This window comes from Mesorhizobium sp. 01N446, from assembly GCF_056399285.1.
Window position 1 is genome coordinate 193,928 of sequence record NZ_JBFTRA010000008.1, and the last position, 13,820, is coordinate 207,747.

Below are 13,820 nucleotides of genomic sequence, written 5' to 3' on the forward strand. Positions count from 1 at the left end.
GCCCCCTTGAGTTGCAACGGGTTGTACCAAGTCAACGGACGGTTAACCTTAATGATGTGTAATCAGGCTGTCGTGGTATCGTAAACGAAAGCTTGGTCCCGTGAACGCAACCGGTCAGTCCGCAGTCTTCGGCAGGCGCAAGGAACCCCATACGGTCATCATCGCCCGCGGCAATGAGATCAGGCATTTCACGATCCGGCCCTGGCTCGCGGCATTCATCGGCTCGGCACTGGCCGCGATTGCCATCGGCTACCTCCTGGCGACCTCCTATCTCGTGCTGCGCGACGACCTGATCGGCGCCACCACCGCGCGCCAGGCGCGCATGCAGCAGGCCTACGAAGACCGCATCTCGGCGCTTCGCGCCCAGGTCGACCGCATCACCAGCCGCCAGTTGCTCGACCAGCAATTGATGGAAAACAAGGTCAGCGAATTGATCGAACGCCAGACGCAACTCAGCCAGCGCCATGGCCGTCTCGGCCCGCTGCTCGAGCGCGCCGAAAATGACGTCGGAATGGCGCCCGCCGAGGATCCGGCCGCGGCCGCCAAACCGGACAAGCACGCCGAGGTGACCGGCAGCATCAGCCAGTTCGCGCAGACCTACGCGGTCGCCAGCCTGGCTGCCGACCTGGGTGCTGCCGATACAAGGCCGTTCTCCTTGTGGTCGACCCGCACCGACCCGCTGCCCAGCGACACAGCAGCCGATCGTGCCGACAGGCTGTTCGTCTCGATCAACCAGTCGCTGAAATCCATCGAAACCGAACAACTGACCCGCATCAGCACACTTGCGGACAACGCCTACAAGAGCGCCGATGCCATCCAGCAGGCACTGCAGGCCGCCGGACTGCCCGTCGACAGCGATTTCGGCAAGAACCAAAGTGATGTCGGCGGCCCGCTGATCCCTCTCGACAGTTCGATGATGTTCGACAGCAAGGTCAAGGAACTGGACGAAGCCCTGGACACGCTCGACCAGCTGAAGAAGGAAGCGCGCCAGCTGCCCCTTGCCAACCCCGCGCCCGGCCACTCCGTCACCAGCCCGTTCGGCGTGCGGACCGATCCCATCCTCGGCACCGCAGCACTCCATTCGGGCATGGATTTCAGGGCACCGATCGGCATGGACGCCAAGGTCACGGCGCCCGGCATCGTCACCAAGGCCGGCTGGAACGGCGGCTATGGCCGCATGGTGGAAGTCGATCACGGCAACGGCTTTGCGACCCGTTACGGACATCTCAGCGAAATCGACGTGACCGTGGGCGAGAAGCTGGACGCCGGCGCCGTCATCGGCAAGACCGGCAGCAGCGGCCGCTCGACCGGCCCGCATCTGCATTATGAAGTGCGCCACAATGGCGAAGCGATCGATCCCTTGCGCTTCCTCACCGTCGGCAAGAAGGTCGCCCAGTATCTCTGAGCTGCGCCGGCACTGACCTGATTGGCATCAACACCTCCCGAACCAGGTCTGCCCCACGCTGCAAGCAATCCGGGATCGAGTGAGCGCTATCCGGGCGGGCCTAGACCGTCAGCCGGTCGCTTCGCTTCCTTGACCGAGACCTCATCCCGACAATCTGGCAAGCGACTTTGTCCACGGCCGTTCGGCCTGCCGGTGTTGACACAATTCCAGTTGTAGGATGATATGTATAACCATACGCCACAACACCAGCGCCACACCAACAATGACCATTCACGGCATTTCGACTGACGTCCTTGCCGCCCTGGAGCATCTCCTGGGGCAAGACGGTGTGGCTGCCGATGCGGCTAACATGGCGAAATACCTCGTGGACTGGTCCGGCGATCATCATGGTGGCGCCCTTGCGGTGCTGAAACCGGCTTCGGCCGCTGAAGTTCAGGCCGCCGTTCGGCTCTGCGGCAAGCTCGGGTTGGCGATGATCCCGCAAGGCGGCAACACCGGGCTCGTGGCGGGTGCGATCGATATCGGCACGGCTCGAGGCGCGGTGGTCATCAGCCTGGAGCGGCTGACCAGGATCCGCCTCGTCGACGCCGACAACTTTCTCCTGCAGGCGGATGCCGGCTGTATCCTGCAGCGCATCAAGGATGCGGCGGACGAGCAGGACTGCCTGTTTCCGCTGGCGCTCGGGGCTCAAGGCAGCTGCCAGATCGGCGGCAACGCCGCCAGCAATGCCGGCGGCGTCAACGTGCTGCGCTACGGCATGGCGCGCGACCTCATTGTCGGGCTGGAAGTGGTGCTGCCGGACGGTGAATTGTGGAACGGTCTTTCCGGCCTGCGGAAGGACAACCGCGGCTACGATCTGAAGCAGCTGTTCATCGGCGCAGAGGGCACGCTGGGCATCATCACGGGCGTCGAGATGAAGCTCTTTCCGAAACCCGGCCGCGTCGAGACCGCCTATCTGGGGCTCCCCTCATTCGACGCGGCTATATCGCTGTTCAGGCGCGCCCGACGCGAATGCTCCGACCTGATATCGGCCTTCGAGATCATCGGCGCGGAATGCATGGAGCTGGCGCGCCTCGCCGACCCGGACGTCGTCACGCTGGTCACCGCACCAGTCCATGTGCTGATCGAATTGTCGTCGAGCGCCGCGATCGATTTGCGCGCCTTGCTGGTGGATTTCCTTGCCAGCACGATGGAAGAAGACCTTGTCACCGACGCCGTTCTGGCCGATAGCTGCGCGCAGGCCAGGGCGTTTTGGGCCATTCGCGAGGGGCTGGTCGAGGGCCAGGCCAGGCGCGGCTACCATGTGCGCACCGATCTTTCAGTGCGCATCTCCGACATCCCCACGCTCATCGCCCGGGCCCGCGAGTTTATCGAACTGCAGCACCCCGGCTGGATTTCCCAGGCCTACGGCCATGCCGGCGACGGCAACATCCATTTCAATGTCCTGCCGCCGGTCGACCTTGCCGAGCCCGACGCCCGCGCCAGGGGCGCCGCCATCACAACTGGCCTATACGACATCGTCAACGCTCTCGGCGGCTCGATCAGCGCCGAGCACGGCATCGGACGCACCCGCCAAAGCGTCTATTGGGCCGGAATGTCCGCTGTCCAGCGCCGGCTCGTCAGCACGCTGAAAGATGCGCTCGATCCGGACGGGCTGATGAACCCCGGCTGCCTCTTTCCCGCGACGGAGACTTCTTCATGAAACAGAGACTGGCCGCCATCGGCACTGTCGAGGCGTTGCCGCACCGGGTCGCGGCGTTCCTCAGCCGCGAGATCGAGTCCGGCGACCTCAATCCGGGCTGCCTTTTGCCGACGGAGCAGCAGCTTTCGGAAAAATTCGGCGTCAGCCGCAACGTCGTGCGCGAGGCGATCGCGCAGTTGCGCGCCGACGGCATGGTCGAGGCGCGGCAAGGCATCGGCTCCTTCGTGCTGGCGCCGGAACAGCGCGCGGCGATCCGCATCGACCGCGAGACGCTGAAAGAGGGGCAGAACATGGAGCGGCTCTTCGAGCTGCGCTGCATCCTCGAGGCGGAATCCGCCGCCCTTGCCGCCGAACGGCGCGAGCAGGAACATCTCGACGCGATCAAGGCGGCACTCGACCGGATGAGCGGCGAAGAGCGCTGGGAAGACGGCAGCATCGATGCCGACCTTTTGTTCCACCGCGAAATCGCCCGCGCGACCGGCAACAGCTACATCCACACCTTCATCTCCTTCGTCTGCGAACAGATCCGCCGCTCGATCTATTACGCGCGGCAGACCAATCCCTTGCACGATCTGGTGGAGGTCAATGTCGGCGAGCATGTGCGCATCTACGAGGCGCTGGTCGCCGGCGACCCGGCAAAGGCGGAAGCCGCGATGCGCGCGCACATCATCGGCGCGGCCAACCGTGTCGGCGTCAAGCTGCCTTCTGCGCGCGGCGAACGCACGGGCGGAGGGAAATGAGCTTGGCCGCCGCAAGCATCACCCGCATTTCCGACGTCTGTCTTCTGGTCGAGGATATCGAGCGGACCGTTGCATTCTATGTCGACAAGCTCGGTTTCCGCCTGCGCCGCCGCGCCGAGGGTTTCGCCGACTTCCACGGCGAAGGCGTGACGCTGGCCGCCTGGGAGATCGACCATATCGGCCAGCATGCCGGCGTCTCGAAACTGCGCTCGCCGCGCCATGCGCACAAGGTTTGCGTGGCCGTCCAGCTCGATGGACCCGGCGAGATCGACCGGCTGCATGCCGAACTGACGGGCAAGGGTGTGCCTTTCTATGGCCCGCCCGAAAACCATGTCTGGAATGCACGCTGCGCCTATTTCACCGACCCGGACGACACGCTTTGGGAACTCTACGCCTGGCTCGACGGCGGCCCCGGCGACTATCACGACGAACAGCCGTAGACCACCCGCGCCAAGGGAACGGCGCGCAATGAAGAGACGAGACAGTCTTGCAACAGGAGCGAAAAATGAATGGGAACTACGACATGAACCGCCGCGGCTTCATGAAGTCCGGCCTGGCCGCTGTTGCCGTGGCATCGGGCGGACTGCAGCTGGTGCTGACACCCGGCGCGAAGGCCGCCGGCAAGGTCGTCATCCAGTATGACTGGCTGATGTCCAACGGCCAGATCGGCGACATCGTCGCCGTCGCCAACGGCTATTTCAAGGATGCCGGGCTCGACGTGGAATTCAGCCCGGGCGGCCCGAACGCCTCGACCGTGCCGCCGGTGATCTCGGGCGCGGCACAACTTGGCCAATTTTCCGAAACGCCTCAGCTGTTTTCGGCGCGCGCCAGCGGCGTGCCGGTGAAGATCATCGCCTGCGGCTTCCGCACCGGCCCCTATGCGCTCACCTCGAAGGCCTCTAGCCCGATCAAGGGCGTCGCCGACCTCAAGGGCAAGAAAATCGGCATCCAGCCTACGGCGCGGTTCGTCATGGATGAGATCCTGGCCAAGAACGGCATGAGCGCATCCGACCTCACCGTCATCAATGTCGGCTTCGACAAGGGGCCGCTGGTGCGCGGCGATGTCGACGCCATTGGCGGCTGGATCACCAACACGCAGGCGCTCAGCGTCGTCGGCGACGACCGCATCGACCTTCTGGTGCGCGATCTCGGCTTGAGTTCCTATGCCGATGTCTATTTCGCCACCGACACGGCGATCGAAAAGGACCCGGACACGCTGGCCAAATTCATCGGCGCGGTCGCCAAGGGCTGGGGCTGGGTGCACGCCAACCCGCAGGAGGCGGTGAAGAAGATGGTCGCCGCCTATCCCGAAATGGACCTTGGCTGGGAAGAGAAGACCGTCAACCTGGTGCTCAAACTGTCCTTCGACGGCGCGACGGCCAAGGACGGCTGGGGCACGTTCGATCCCGCCTCGATCGAAGAACAGCTGGCGCTGCTCGACAAGGTCGGCCAGTACCCGAACGGACGCCCGAAGGCGGCCGACGTCTACACCACCAAGATCCTCGAACTTTCGGCTGCCGAGCGGCCGATGCTCGACGCGCCCGCCGCCTAGAGCATGATCCCAGAAAATGGGAACCGGTTTTTGGAAAAGATCATGCTCCAGCAAAGAATTAGATTGGCATGACGAATAAACGTGATGCCGATCTAATACCGAACGCGATCGTAGCCAGCCGGCTGGATGTCGGCTATGGCGGCCGCCAGGCGGCCGCCAAGGTGCTTTCCGGCCTCGACCTTGCCGTCGAGGCCGGCTCCTTCCTGTCGATTCTTGGGCCGTCCGGCTGCGGAAAGTCGACCTTGCTCAGGGTGGTGGCCGACCTGCTTGACCCGCTCGGTGGCACCATCAGCGTGCTTGGCGACACGCCGCACGCGGTGCGCTCGCGCAGGGATGTCGGCTTCGTCTTCCAGGACCCGACGCTGCTGCCCTGGCGCACGGTGCGCGACAATGTGCGGCTGCCGCTTGGCGTCGGGCAAGGCAGCCTGACGCGCAAGATCGAGGACCGCAGCGAAGAATTGCTGGAGCTGATGGGGCTTGCCGGCTTTGGCGAACGCCTGCCGCACCAGCTGTCCGGCGGCCAGCGCCAGCGTGTGGCGATTGCCCGCGCCTTGCTTGGCCAGCCAAAGCTGCTTTTGATGGACGAGCCGTTCGGAGCGCTGGACGAAATCACCCGCGACCGCCTCAACGACGAGCTTCTCAATCTGTGGCGGCGCACGGGCACGACGATCCTGTTCGTCACCCATTCGATCGCTGAAGCCGCCTATCTCGGCGAGCGCGTCATCGTCCTTGCCGCCAATCCGGGGCGGCTGGTCAAGGATCTGGACATGCGGCCGCTCAAACAGGACGGCAATCGCTGCACGCGCGAAGACCCGGCCATCGTCGCCGCCATGGCGCAATTGCGCACCGCGCTGGAGCAGGCATCATGAGGCCGGCGCCGCTCTCGCCGCAATTATCCATCGCCCTGCCCGTTCTCGGCGCGGCGTCGCTTCTGCTCGCCTGGCAATATCTGCTGCCGCTTCTCGGCGTGCCGGCCTATATCGTGCCGACCCCGACCGCCATATCAGGCGTCTTCCAGAAGAATTTCGCTCTGCTCATGGACAATCTGAGGCCAACGCTGATCGAGGCGCTGGCCGGTTTCGTCATCGGCAATCTGGCCGCCGTTCTGCTGGCCATCCTGTTCGTGCACAACCGCATCCTGCAGGCGATCTATTTTCCGATCGTGCTGTTCTTCAACACCATTCCAGTCCTGGCGCTGTCGCCGATCATCATCCTGATCTTCGGGCTCGGCATGACGCCGAAGATCGTCATCGCGGCGGTGATCTGCTTCTTCCCGACGCTGGTGAACATGATCCGTGGCCTGGACTCGGCCAGCGACAATGAGCACGAGCTGTTCCGCGTGCTCTCGGCGACGCGTTCGGAGATTTTTTGGAGCCTGCGCCTGCCCCGCGCGTTGCCGATGCTGTTCTCCTCGCTCAGGATTGCCTCGGCGACGGCCGTCATCGGCGCCATCGTCGGCGAATGGATCGGATCGGACAAGGGCCTCGGTGCGCTGATCATCCAGGCGAGCTTCAACTACCAGTCGGACCGGCTCTACGCGGCGATCGTGCTGTCGTCCTGCCTGTCGATCGTTCTGTTCTGCGCCGTGGTGCTGGTCGAGCGCCGGGTCATCAAATATTGAGCAGGCATGTTTCCGGCTCGTGCAGGCCGTGCACAAGCCGACTTTTGCACCGATTTGATCAGTCGGTATTTTCCGGCTGCGTTGACAGAAATCCGGTCGCCGCCGCAACCAGCGTGGCTGCGCCAATCTTCATGGCGGCCTCGTCGACGCGAAATTTGGGATGATGAAGCGGATAGACCGATCCGACCGCCTCATTGCGGATGCCGAGCCGGAAATAGACCGAAGGACGCTTCTCGCTGTAGTAGCCAAAATCGTCGGCAATGGTCCAGCCTGATGTGTCGAGAACATTGTCGGCGCCGATGCAGGCCTTGCCGCTGGCGGCAATCAGTTCGGCCAACTCGCCATCATTGACGACCCCCGGCTCACCCTTGTGGATGGTGAGTTCCACATTGGCTCCGTGGCTCGCCGCCATGCCCTCCAGGATTTCACGAACGCGCCGCCAGGCGCGCTCGCGGGTTACGTCGCTGCCGCTGCGAATGGTCCCCTTCAAGGCGACCTTGCCGGCGATGACATTGTAGGCGCTGCCGCCATTGATGCCGGTGACTGATATGACCAGCGGATCGTAAGGGTCGATCTCGCGAGACACGATCTTCTGCAATTCTCCGACCATGGAGCAGGCCACGGCGATCGCATCGACCCCCTCAAACGGCTTTGCCGCGTGCGCCGCCTCGCCGGTGACGATGGCGTCGAACGTATCGCACGCCAGCGTGTAGGGACCCGAACGGACGGCGATCTTGCCGGATGGTGTGTACGGGTCGACGTGCAGGCAGATCGCGGCGTCGATATCGTCTAGCAGCCCCTCCTCCACCACCCGCTTGCCGCCCGAGGGCGAATCCTCTTCGGCCGGCTGGAAGATCAGGCGGACCGTGCCGCCAAAATCGGCCCTTGAACGATGCAGATGCGCGGCAACCGCGAAGCCCATCGCTGCGTGGGCGTCGTGGCCGCAGGCGTGCATCACGCCCGGATTGGCCGAAGGATAATCGATGCCGGACTCTTCTTCGATCGGCAAGGCATCGATGTCGGCGCGTATTGCTACCTTGCGGTTCGACGGCTTGCCAGTGCCGACTATGTCTACCGACAGGCCAAAGCCCGCGACGTCGCGAATGTCAGTGATCCCCTCGCCCGCCAGCATCTGCCTGAGATAGCGCTGCGTCTCCACCTCGCGATTCGACAGTTCGGGGTTGCGGTGCAGATGGCGGCGGATCTCGATCATCTGGTCGAGGATGCCGGCATCGATATCGACCGCGCCCGAACTGGCAACACTGCCTGCCATGGGCAGCCCCTCAGGATTTGACATGGATCTCTCGCGGGAACTTCGTCAACGTCTCGTTGCCGGCTTCAGTGACCAGAATGGTCTCGCTGACCTCGATACCCCAGCCATCCATCCACATGCCAAGGATGGAATGGACGACATTGCCGGGTTGAAGCACCGTCTTGTCGCCAGGCCGCAGGCTGATGGTGTGTTMGCCCCAATCCGGCGGATAGGCGACGCCGATGGAATAGCCGATGCGCGACTCCTTCTTCAGTCCGTAACGTTGGATGACCTTGCGCCATGCAGCCTCGACCGCCTCGGCAGTCGTTCCCGGCCTGACCGCATCGAGCACCGCGTCCATGCCTTCGATCACCGCCTTCGCCGTATCCGCGACCCGCGTCGGCGTCTTGCCGAGTTGCATCGTTCTTGCCAGCCCGGCGGCGTAGCGGCGGCAGACACCGGCGAGTTCCAACGCAATCGTTTCGTTGTCTCCAAACCGCCGGTCGCTCCACATGATGTGCGGAGCCGAGGCGTTCTCGCCGCCGAGGATTGTCGGCGGAAGGGCCGTGATATCGCCGGCGAAATCAGGGCTGCCGGCGATCTGCGCCGCCTGGATGGCCGCAATCGCATCGCATTCGCGCACACCGGGCGCGATCACCTCGAAGGCCCGCGCGACAGCCGCTTCGGCGAGCGTCGAGGCCTTGCGCAGATAGGCGATTTCAGGCGCCGATTTGACCGCGCGGATCCAGTTCACCAAGAGATCGGCGTCGTGCCATTTTGCGTTGGGAAGGCCGGCGACGAGGCGTGCGTGCCCCTTCGGCGAGAAGTAGTAGGCCTCGAGCTCGATGCCGATATGCCTGTTTCCCCAGCCCTTGGCGACGATCCAGCTCGCGATCCAGTCCATGGGGTGGCGGTCGGCGCGCTGAACGTGATCCTCCGGGAAGCCAACAACATTCTCGGGTTTCATCCAGGCCGTCAGCAGACCACCGGCCGCGTCCATGGCGCGCCCGATCCAGACCGGCTCAACCTCCTCCAAGGGGACCAGCACCACCTGTGGCGTGTAGAATGACCAGCCATCATAGCCAGTGATGTAGTGCTGGTTGGCAACGTCGTTGACGACAAGGAGCTCGAGACCGCGCTTGGCCATCTCAGCGCGGATTTTGCGAAGCCGCTGCTGGTATTCGTCGCGGGCAAACGGCAGTTCGATCATCTTTGCTCCATGCTGTGTTCAACGGTTGCGAGCTTCGCCCACCATTGAAGCGGTTTCGCCATGGCGGCAATCGGCCAAGGGCGTCAAGTGCACAGGTCCTAAGCCCGGTGCGGCTTGCGRCATTCTTCGGTAGATGTTGCTCGCGAATTATTTTTGAATTCCATTTGACTGAATAAATCTTTGATGCGAACCTTGCGTCAACTAGGGGCGCAAGGCATGGCATTGCGGGGGACCAATCAGGAGTTCGGGCGGCCGTACAACCGACGCATCGTGCTTGAATCCATCCGCCTGCATGGACCGATCGCCCGCGGCGAGATCGCCAGCCGCGTCGGGCTTACCGTCCAGACTGTATCGACCATCGTTCGCGAACTGGAAGAACAGGGATACATCCTCTCCCTGCGCGAGGAGCCCAAGGGGCGCGGCCTGCCGCCGGCGACCCTGCGCATCAATCCCGAGGGCGGCTATGCCGTCGGCATCCACATCACCCCACTCGGCATCGATGCCGCCTTGATCAATCTGAGCGGCGACGTGATCGAGGGTATCTACCGGGAAGCGCCGAACGCAACGCCGGACCATGCGTTCGAGCTGATCGGCGCGATGGTGGTTGAATTGACCGGATTGCGCGCCGGCGGACGGGTGCTTGGGGTTGGTCTCGCCCTGCCCGGACCGTTCGGTGTCGAATCCATGAGTTTTGTCGGTCCGACCACGATGACCGGTTGGAAGGACGTGGCGCTGCGCGAGCGGCTGGCGGCATCTACCGGACTGCCGGCCTTCTTCGAAACCGATATGGTTGCGGCGGCCATGGGCGAGCGGCTCTACGGCCTCGGCGCTCAGTTCTCCGACTATTACTACCTCTATTTCGGCGTCGGCCTTGGCGGCGTCATGGTCCATGACGGCAGCGTGCAGCGCGGTGCCTGGGGCAATGCCGGCGAGGTCGGGCACATCCCTGTCGTTCCCGGCGGCGAGGCCTGTCCCTGCGGCAACCGAGGTTGCCTTGAAAGATACCTCTCGCTCGAGGCGCTTGGGCGCTGGAACGGCACGGAGGCCGACTGGGTCGTGGAAGTCGCGCCGATCTTTCACAATGCGATCGCCGTCATCGAAAACCTGTTCGACCCTGAAACGGTCATCCTCGGCGGGCTGGCGTCCACGGACCTGCTCGAACGGCTGGCTGGTTCGACCGACGGCCTGCACAACTCCGTCTCGGCGCGCAAGGACCGCATCGCACCCCGGCTGATGGTCGCGCGCGGCGGGCAACATTCGGTGTTGCGCGGCGCCGCCGCCCTTGCGGTTTCAGGTGTGCTGTCGCCGCGCTTCGGCCAGATGTTCGCCGCCGAGCGCGAACGCGGCCGCGATCTTCTGGCGGCCAAGGAGATCGCGGCATGAGCGAACCGCTGCTGGTGCTCGACAACGTCACCAAGAACTATGGCGCGATCGAAGCGCTGAAAGGGATCAGCTTCTCAATCGGCAAGGGCGAAGTGGTGGCGTTGCTTGGCGACAATGGCGCCGGCAAATCCACGCTGGTCAAGATCATCGCAGGCGGGCTGGAGCCGACCTCGGGCCGCATGCTGTTCGAGGGCAAGGAGTTCCTGGCGAGGTCGCCGGCAGAGGCGAAGGCGGCAGGCATCGAAACCGTCTACCAGGACCTGTCGCTCTGCACCAATGTCGACGTGGTGGCGAATTTCTTCATGGGCCGCGAGATCACCAGGAAAGTCCTCGGCATTCCCGTGCTCGACGAGCGCGCCATGGAGGCCGTCGTCGGCAAGGCGCTGGCCAGCGCCGGCACCCGCATCCCCTCGCTGCGCACCAATGTCGAGCATCTCTCGGGCGGCCAGCGGCAGGCCATCGAGCTCAACCGCTTCGTCCATTGGGGTGGCAAGCTGGTGCTGCTCGACGAACCGTTCGCCGCGCTGGGCGTCGAGCAGACGCGGCGCGGTCTCGACATGATCCGCCAGGTGGCGAGCCAGGGCATCGGCGTCGTCATCATCACCCATATCATGCAGCAGGCCTTTCAGGTCGCCGACCGGATCGTTGTGATCCGGCAAGGCATCGTGGCCGGCGATGTCGCACGCAACAAAACAAGTCCCGATGCGGTGATCAACATGATCACCGGGGAGACGCTTGCCGGTGCCGGACCGGCGGGCTGAGGGGCAAAGAGGGGTCCGGCGCTAGAGGAGCGAACGACATGAAGCGAATACTTCTTGCTGTCTTCGGTATCCTGGCACTGGCCTTTGCCACGCTCACGCCGGCAATCGCCCAGTCGAAGGGAACCGTCTACTATCTGGTACCGACATTGCTCGATGAGTTTCAGACCGGCTCGGTGAGCGCTCTGGAGCTGTTCCTGAAGCAGGTCGGCTACGACTTCAAATCGCTGAACGCCGACAACAAGACCGACGCCCAGCAATCGCAGATGAACGACGTCATTGCGCTCAAGCCAGCGGCAATCGTGCTGGCCGCCGTCGACTTCAATGCGCTGAAGCCGTCCATCGAAGCGGCGCGCGCCGCAGGCATCCCGGTGGTCGAATTCGACCGCCAGATCACGTCGACGCCTTCCGACTTCACCTCGGTGGCAGGTACGGTCGAGATCGGTTATGTGGCCGCGGACCAGGCCGAGAAGCTGCTGAAGGCGAAGAACGGATCGGTAAAGGGCAAGGTCCTGCAGGTGCTGGGTGACCCTGGCGATCCCTACACGCTCGACATCCAGAAGGGTTTCGAGGAGAAGATGAAGGCGTTCCCGGACGTCAAGATCATCTCGCTTCCGGCCATGCAGTGGGAAGCCAGCAACGCCGGTACCATCGTTGCCGACCAGATGCTGGCCAACCCCGACATCGACCTGATCTTCAGCCATGCCGCGCATCTCTCGGTCGCTGCCGTCGCCTCGCTCGAGGCCGCCGGCAAGAAGCCGGGCGACGTCATGCTGATGAGCTCGAACGGCGCGCCGGTCGGCCTCGACCTGATACGCAAGGGCTGGCTCAACGTCGAAGTCGAGCAGCCGCTCTACGCGCAGGCCGCGGCCGTCGCCATGTTCATGGACAAGGTGGTCAAGAAGGAAGAAATCAAGCCCGGCGAATACGATGTGCTTGGCCTTAAGTCGACCGTGACCAAGGAGGCATGGGGCCCGAACATCAAGATCCCGGGTGCGGCCATCACCAAGGAAAACGTCGACAATCCCGCTTTCTGGGGCAACCAGAAGCCGCCGACCGATACAGTCAAGCCAGTCGAATAGGCACGTCGCCCGATACGCTCCGGGCCCTCTCGGCCCGGAGCCAGTTTCCCCGCAATTCCAATCCGCGCGCGATCCCTTCGAGCACCATCTCCGGGTCATGCGCCAGCCGGATCAGCCCATGAAGCCTCGCACCCGCCATGCCCTGGAGCTCGTCCTCGACAACCTCGTCTGGTTCATGCTGGTCTTCGTGCTGGTGGTGTTTTCCATCTTCATCCCGAACTATTTCCAGCTCGGCATCTTCGCCAACATCATCGAGGCCTCCAGCGTGCTCGGCGTCATGTCGATCGGCCTGGCGCTGGTCATCATCGCCGGCCATATGGATCTGTCGGTCGAATCGGTCGCCGCGCTCAGCGCGATGGCGGTGGGCATCCTGTTTTGCTCGTCCGGGATCGGCCTTGGCGTTCAACTGCATCCGGAATGGCTGATGGTTCCGGTGTCGCTGCTGCTGGCGCTGGCCGTGGGCGGCCTGATCGGCGCCTTCAACGGGTTTCTGGTGGTCAAGGTCAAGATGAGCGCCTTCATCATCACGCTGGCGTCCTACATCTGGGTGCGCGGCCTGGTGCTGGTGATTTCAGGCGGCCGCTCGGCGCAGGATCTGGCGCCGGCGATCCGCTGGTTCGGCATCCAGCGGCTGATCGGCCTGCCGCTCACCGCCTGGATCGCCATCGCCTGTTTCGTCGTCTTTTCGCTTATCCTGGCCAAGACGCCGTTTGGCCGGCACCTGGTGATGATCGGCGGCAACGAAACGGCGACCTTCCGCGCCGGCATCAGGGTCAACCGCAACCTCATCATCGCCTTCGTGCTGGCCGGCGCCATTGCCGGCCTTGCCGGCTGGCTGCTGGCGATCCGCACCTCGGGCGCCACCGCCAATCTCGGTGTCGGCCTGCTGTTCAACGCCTTTGCCGCGGTCGTCATCGGCGGCGTCAGCCTGAAGGGCGGTGTCGGCACCCTGCCCGGCGTCTATGCCGGGGTGCTTCTGCTCTCGGCCATCAACACGGCGATCAATCTGATGGGGCTGCCGGCCAATTTCACCCAGGTCATTCACGGCCTGCTGGTGCTTGCGGCCGTGCTGCTCGACGCCTTCAAGCAAACCATTCGCCAAAGACTGGCATGAC

13 protein-coding genes are annotated in these 13,820 nt (G+C 63.9%); 11 read left to right on the forward strand and 2 right to left on the reverse strand.

Translation table 11 applies throughout. The features are described from left to right. The first annotated feature begins 100 nt into the window (after positions 1–100). The 7 genes from AC1DPX_RS26730 to AC1DPX_RS26760 all read left to right on the forward strand — a co-directional run bounded on the left by AC1DPX_RS26730 (position 101) and on the right by AC1DPX_RS26760 (position 7,020). Complete coding sequence (locus AC1DPX_RS26730) at positions 101–1,405, forward strand: M23 family metallopeptidase (protein WP_477240356.1); 1,305 nt, start codon at positions 101–103, stop codon at positions 1,403–1,405. A 262-nt stretch (positions 1,406–1,667) separates the two neighbouring features. Next, the gene (locus AC1DPX_RS26735; RefSeq protein WP_477240358.1) at positions 1,668–3,107 is read left to right on the forward strand and encodes an FAD-binding oxidoreductase; all 1,440 of its coding nucleotides are present in this window, start codon (positions 1,668–1,670) and stop codon (positions 3,105–3,107) included. Then, positions 3,104–3,847: a FadR/GntR family transcriptional regulator gene (locus AC1DPX_RS26740; protein WP_477240359.1), complete on the forward strand. Its 744-nt coding sequence runs from the start codon at positions 3,104–3,106 to the stop codon at positions 3,845–3,847. Before AC1DPX_RS26735 ends, AC1DPX_RS26740 begins: the two co-directional genes overlap by 4 nt. After that, positions 3,844–4,287 (forward strand): VOC family protein, encoded by a 444-nt coding sequence (locus AC1DPX_RS26745; RefSeq protein ID WP_477240361.1) that lies wholly within the window; start codon positions 3,844–3,846, stop codon positions 4,285–4,287. The genes AC1DPX_RS26740 and AC1DPX_RS26745 overlap by 4 nt, the downstream gene beginning before the upstream one ends. Before the next feature lie 83 nt (positions 4,288–4,370). Further along, entirely contained in the window at positions 4,371–5,399 is a 1,029-nt protein-coding gene (locus AC1DPX_RS26750) for an ABC transporter substrate-binding protein (protein WP_477240531.1), read from the forward strand. A 68-nt stretch (positions 5,400–5,467) separates the two neighbouring features. Further along, positions 5,468–6,268, forward strand: a complete 801-nt coding sequence (locus AC1DPX_RS26755) for an ABC transporter ATP-binding protein (RefSeq protein WP_477240363.1) — start codon at positions 5,468–5,470, stop codon at positions 6,266–6,268. After that, positions 6,265–7,020 (forward strand): ABC transporter permease, encoded by a 756-nt coding sequence (locus AC1DPX_RS26760; protein ID WP_477240365.1) that lies wholly within the window; start codon positions 6,265–6,267, stop codon positions 7,018–7,020. Before AC1DPX_RS26755 ends, AC1DPX_RS26760 begins: the two co-directional genes overlap by 4 nt. Positions 7,021–7,078: 58 nt before the next feature. On the opposite strand, the gene AC1DPX_RS26765 is transcribed toward AC1DPX_RS26760, so the two are convergent. Further along, a complete protein-coding gene (locus AC1DPX_RS26765) occupies positions 7,079–8,293 on the reverse strand; it encodes a M20 metallopeptidase family protein (protein ID WP_477240367.1) in 1,215 nt (404 codons plus the stop codon). 10 nt (positions 8,294–8,303) lie between these two features. Continuing rightward, the gene (locus AC1DPX_RS26770; protein WP_477240369.1) at positions 8,304–9,482 is read right to left on the reverse strand and encodes a M24 family metallopeptidase; all 1,179 of its coding nucleotides are present in this window, start codon (positions 9,480–9,482) and stop codon (positions 8,304–8,306) included. Between the two features lie 216 nt (positions 9,483–9,698). On the opposite strand from AC1DPX_RS26770, the gene AC1DPX_RS26775 reads away from it, so the two are divergent. From AC1DPX_RS26775 to AC1DPX_RS26790, 4 genes are all read left to right on the forward strand, one after another. Continuing rightward, positions 9,699–10,865 (forward strand): ROK family transcriptional regulator, encoded by a 1,167-nt coding sequence (locus AC1DPX_RS26775; RefSeq protein ID WP_477240371.1) that lies wholly within the window; start codon positions 9,699–9,701, stop codon positions 10,863–10,865. After that, complete coding sequence (locus tag AC1DPX_RS26780) at positions 10,862–11,626, forward strand: ATP-binding cassette domain-containing protein (protein ID WP_202354712.1); 765 nt, start codon at positions 10,862–10,864, stop codon at positions 11,624–11,626. The genes AC1DPX_RS26775 and AC1DPX_RS26780 overlap by 4 nt, the downstream gene beginning before the upstream one ends. 38 nt (positions 11,627–11,664) lie before the next feature. Then, positions 11,665–12,705 (forward strand): sugar ABC transporter substrate-binding protein, encoded by a 1,041-nt coding sequence (locus AC1DPX_RS26785; RefSeq protein WP_202354713.1) that lies wholly within the window; start codon positions 11,665–11,667, stop codon positions 12,703–12,705. 118 nt (positions 12,706–12,823) lie between these two features. After that, complete coding sequence (locus AC1DPX_RS26790) at positions 12,824–13,819, forward strand: ABC transporter permease (RefSeq protein WP_477240373.1); 996 nt, start codon at positions 12,824–12,826, stop codon at positions 13,817–13,819. Position 13,820: the final 1 nt, after the last annotated feature.

Excerpts from the sequence above, each read along its gene's own strand:
- AC1DPX_RS26735 (WP_477240358.1), top strand. The coding sequence starts at position 1,668 with ATGACCATTCACGGCATTTCGACTGACGTCCTTGCCGCCCTGGAGCAT.
- AC1DPX_RS26740 (WP_477240359.1), top strand. The coding sequence starts at position 3,104 with ATGAAACAGAGACTGGCCGCCATCGGCACTGTCGAGGCGTTGCCGCAC.
- AC1DPX_RS26745 (WP_477240361.1), top strand. The coding sequence starts at position 3,844 with ATGAGCTTGGCCGCCGCAAGCATCACCCGCATTTCCGACGTCTGTCTT.
- AC1DPX_RS26750 (WP_477240531.1), top strand. The coding sequence starts at position 4,371 with ATGAACCGCCGCGGCTTCATGAAGTCCGGCCTGGCCGCTGTTGCCGTG.
- AC1DPX_RS26755 (WP_477240363.1), top strand. The coding sequence starts at position 5,468 with ATGACGAATAAACGTGATGCCGATCTAATACCGAACGCGATCGTAGCC.
- AC1DPX_RS26760 (WP_477240365.1), top strand. The coding sequence starts at position 6,265 with ATGAGGCCGGCGCCGCTCTCGCCGCAATTATCCATCGCCCTGCCCGTT.
- AC1DPX_RS26765 (WP_477240367.1), bottom strand. The coding sequence starts at position 8,293 with ATGGCAGGCAGTGTTGCCAGTTCGGGCGCGGTCGATATCGATGCCGGC.
- AC1DPX_RS26775 (WP_477240371.1), top strand. The coding sequence starts at position 9,699 with ATGGCATTGCGGGGGACCAATCAGGAGTTCGGGCGGCCGTACAACCGA.
- AC1DPX_RS26780 (WP_202354712.1), top strand. The coding sequence starts at position 10,862 with ATGAGCGAACCGCTGCTGGTGCTCGACAACGTCACCAAGAACTATGGC.
- AC1DPX_RS26785 (WP_202354713.1), top strand. The coding sequence starts at position 11,665 with ATGAAGCGAATACTTCTTGCTGTCTTCGGTATCCTGGCACTGGCCTTT.
- AC1DPX_RS26790 (WP_477240373.1), top strand. The coding sequence starts at position 12,824 with ATGAAGCCTCGCACCCGCCATGCCCTGGAGCTCGTCCTCGACAACCTC.